Raw genomic sequence first — 3,082 nt, 5'->3', positions numbered from 1 at the left:
AGTAAGGAATAGAAATTTCCGGAAGGCGTCTTACCCAGCGAATCGGGCATGGCTTCATTACTACCAATCCAGTTCACATAGACGTTCCAGTTCGTTGCCGGCGAGAAAAAGAACTGTGAAATAATAGCTTTGGCCTTATTGTTATCGTTGAGGTTATCAATGTTATTTACTACCCCTGCCATCAAATACGCCCGATCGCTAAAGGAATATTGAGCTTTGGCTCCAATATGGTAGAAAGGACCATTATTGAAGAGATTCGAAAGCGAGTAGTTATAGTTGACCGGAGCATCAATGACTTCGTACCCGATGTGTGTACCAAACTGACCAGCCGTCACCGAAAATTTACTGGAGAATTTATAGGTTAAATACGCTTGTTTGATGGCGAGTGAAGTGGATCCTGCTCCGAGTGGCCCTACATAATTACCATAGTTACCAAGATCGGCATTGGGTCCAAACGTCAGGTCAGCTACGGCATCAATCTTATCATTCGTGTAGGCGACTTTGGTTTGAATCAAACCCAGCGAAAACTGACCCGACTTCTGATCGAAAGCCCGGGCATTACCTGGGGTCATTACCGACGGTACATCAGAGCTAGGGCCGGATGTACCTAAGTTACTACGGGAGGCGGGGTTATTAAAGTTGAACATGTAATAGGTGTCCAGATAGCCCGAAAACGTAATTTTTCCTTCCTCTTTCTTCTCTTTTTTCTCCTGCTCTTCGGTGGGTTTCTTTTCGTCAGTGGGTGGCGTCGAATTCGATTGGGTTTTGGCTTTGGGCTTATCCGTGTAATCCGGATAAACTTCAGCAAATACAGGATTTAAGCAAAACAAAGAAAAAACTGAAATTACGGCCTTTTTCATTATATAATTCTGTTTACATGTTAGGTAAAGAATGGTCTGAAAACGATTCAAATATTCATTCAAAATCAATAACACGCAAATTATAAGTTCAAATATAAAGCATTTACAGAATAAAATTTAAATATTCTTTAATTCTTAATATAAAAAATTGTTAGCTTACTATACATAGATCAAATAGTATGTAAACATATTATTTTGATTGTAAGTTAATTTACAAAATATTTTAAAAATTGACCTATGTTAGGCTCTCCCCGGATAGTGCAAAAAAAAGAACGACTGTCTGGCCGTTCTTTTTTCAATATTCTGGAAGTATATAGCGAAGAGCTATGGTGAGCCAGGACTTAGGCCCATTAAAAAAACCGTCTTCTCAGAAGACGGTTTTGTATTACTACCTGTATGCTTGTCTATTCGTTATGCAGCCATGATTTTTTGGCCATAAGCGTATCCTCATCCTCTTCATTATCGGGATCAGGCACGCAGCAATCTACCGGACATACCGCTGCACACTGAGGCTCTTCGTGGAAGCCGATGCACTCTGTACACTTATCCGTAACGATATAGTAAAATTCTTCAGAAAAGGGAGTCTGAGTTTCTTTTGCACTCATCACGGTCCCGTCGCCTAATTCGACGTCCACCAAAGCAGTACCTCCCGCAAACGTCCACGAAACCCCGCCTTCGTAAATAGCAGTATTGGGGCATTCGGGTTCGCAGGCACCACAATTGATGCACTCGTCGGTAATCATGATGGCCATGTCAGTCGCGTTTAGTAATTTCGTAGCCTATTAATCCAATCGGGTTACAAATGTAACTAAATAAAGTTCGGGTCTCAAAAAAAACTCGACAAACCGGCTCGGTTATCACTTATTGAAGATAAAATATGCAATTATCGGATCGAATACAGGCGTTTGTCCAACTGGGAAATTGGCTTAGCAGCGAGAGCGGCAAACAGGAACAGCAGGAATGGGCCGAAATCGCGTATCGTAAAAACGGCTGGTTTATTCCGGAACTGGTTGTGAAGAGTTTACAGGAATTAGCTCAGCACTTTCTTACGTATGAGCATCTGACTGCCTGGGCGGATCGCTACCCTGCGTTGGCACAGGAGCGTACCCCCCGTAAAGTTGGATTGATTCTGGCGGGGAATATTCCCGCCGTTGGTTTTCATGATATTCTCTGTGTACTTATTGCCGGGCATCATGCGTACCTGAAGCCCAGTTCACAGGATGAAATTCTGATCCGGGCCTTACTGAAAAAACTGGTAGAATTTGAACCACGGTTGGCCAATTACCTGACGTACACAGAATTGATGAAAGAAATCGACGCCATTATCGCGACGGGTTCTGACAATTCTGCCCGTCACTTCCATTACTACTTTGCCCACAAACCACACCTGATTCGCAAAAACCGTACGTCCGTAGCGGTGCTTTCGGGTAATGAAACGTCCGAAGAACTACTAGGTTTGGGCCGTGACATCCTGACCTATTACGGACTCGGCTGCCGGAATGTTTCGAAAGTATACGTGCCGAACGAATACGATTTCACGCCTTTCTTTGAGGCAATCGCCTCCCTGGAAACCGTCACCAACAACCATAAGTACGTTCATAATTACGATTACAATCGTTCCATTTACCTGGTGAACCGCGTGCCCTTCCTCGACAACGGCTTTTTGTCCGTTACCGCAAGTGATACCTTGGTCTCTCCTATTTCGGTTTTGTTTTACGAACGCTATGGTACCCTTGCCGAGGTTGAGGCCAAACTTGCGGAGCAATCGGAGAAGATTCAGTGCGTGGTCGGTACTACGATTCCAGCTAGTATTCCTTTCGGTCAAACCCAATCGCCCGAACTTTGGGATTACGCCGACGGCGTGGATACCCTTCAATTTTTGATTGAGCTGCCCTAGCCTAATCGTTACTTCCATCCAGTTCGACGCTTCCGAAAACGGCCTGTTTTCGGAAGCGTTTTTTTATAAGTTGGTTCGCACCCGGAACGCCAGTCCTTTGTACTGCCCATTCTGAAAGGTACCCAGTACTTCCGCTCCGAACACCTTCAGAATACCCCCAAACCCGTAACCAATTTCTATATGATTGACTTCTTTAGTATGGAGGAAATGAACCTGTAAGCTTTCCTTGATTCCGTATAATCGAAGGGGTGTGATTTGGGTAAGTAGAAACTTCCGGAATTCGTACAATCCATGAGCCTCAAGATAGCGGTTGGCTGTACTGAAT

General features: G+C 44.2%; 4 protein-coding genes. 1 reads left to right on the top strand and 3 read right to left on the bottom strand.

The genetic code is table 11. The features are described from left to right. On the bottom strand, positions 1-860 hold an 860-nt coding region (locus ACOJTG_RS14650), incomplete at its 3' end, for a porin (RefSeq protein ID WP_420154510.1). Positions 861-1,264: 404 nt separating this feature from the next. After that, a complete protein-coding gene (locus tag ACOJTG_RS14645; protein ID WP_104711722.1) occupies positions 1,265-1,612 on the bottom strand; it encodes a 4Fe-4S binding protein in 348 nt (115 codons plus the stop codon). Positions 1,613-1,737: 125 nt separating this feature from the next. Between ACOJTG_RS14645 and ACOJTG_RS14640 the strand changes: the two genes are divergently transcribed. After that, on the top strand, positions 1,738-2,757 hold the full coding sequence (locus ACOJTG_RS14640) for an acyl-CoA reductase (protein WP_420154509.1): 1,020 nt from the start codon (positions 1,738-1,740) through the stop codon (positions 2,755-2,757). Between the two features lie 63 nt (positions 2,758-2,820). Here the strand turns inward: ACOJTG_RS14640 and ACOJTG_RS14635 are convergent. Further along, a partial coding sequence (locus tag ACOJTG_RS14635; protein WP_420154508.1) for a DUF5686 family protein occupies positions 2,821-3,082 on the bottom strand: 262 nt, incomplete at its 5' end.

This window comes from Siphonobacter sp., assembly GCF_048595215.1.
Classification (GTDB): Bacteria; Bacteroidota; Bacteroidia; order Cytophagales; family Spirosomataceae; genus Siphonobacter.
Note: the sequence above shows the minus strand (reverse complement) of the source record. Positions and strands in the feature narration are given on the sequence as shown.

Coding starts and splice junctions, on each gene's coding strand:
- ACOJTG_RS14640 (WP_420154509.1), top strand. CDS start 1,738: ATGCAATTATCGGATCGAATACAGGCGTTTGTCCAACTGGGAAATTGG.
- ACOJTG_RS14645 (WP_104711722.1), bottom strand. CDS start 1,612: ATGGCCATCATGATTACCGACGAGTGCATCAATTGTGGTGCCTGCGAA.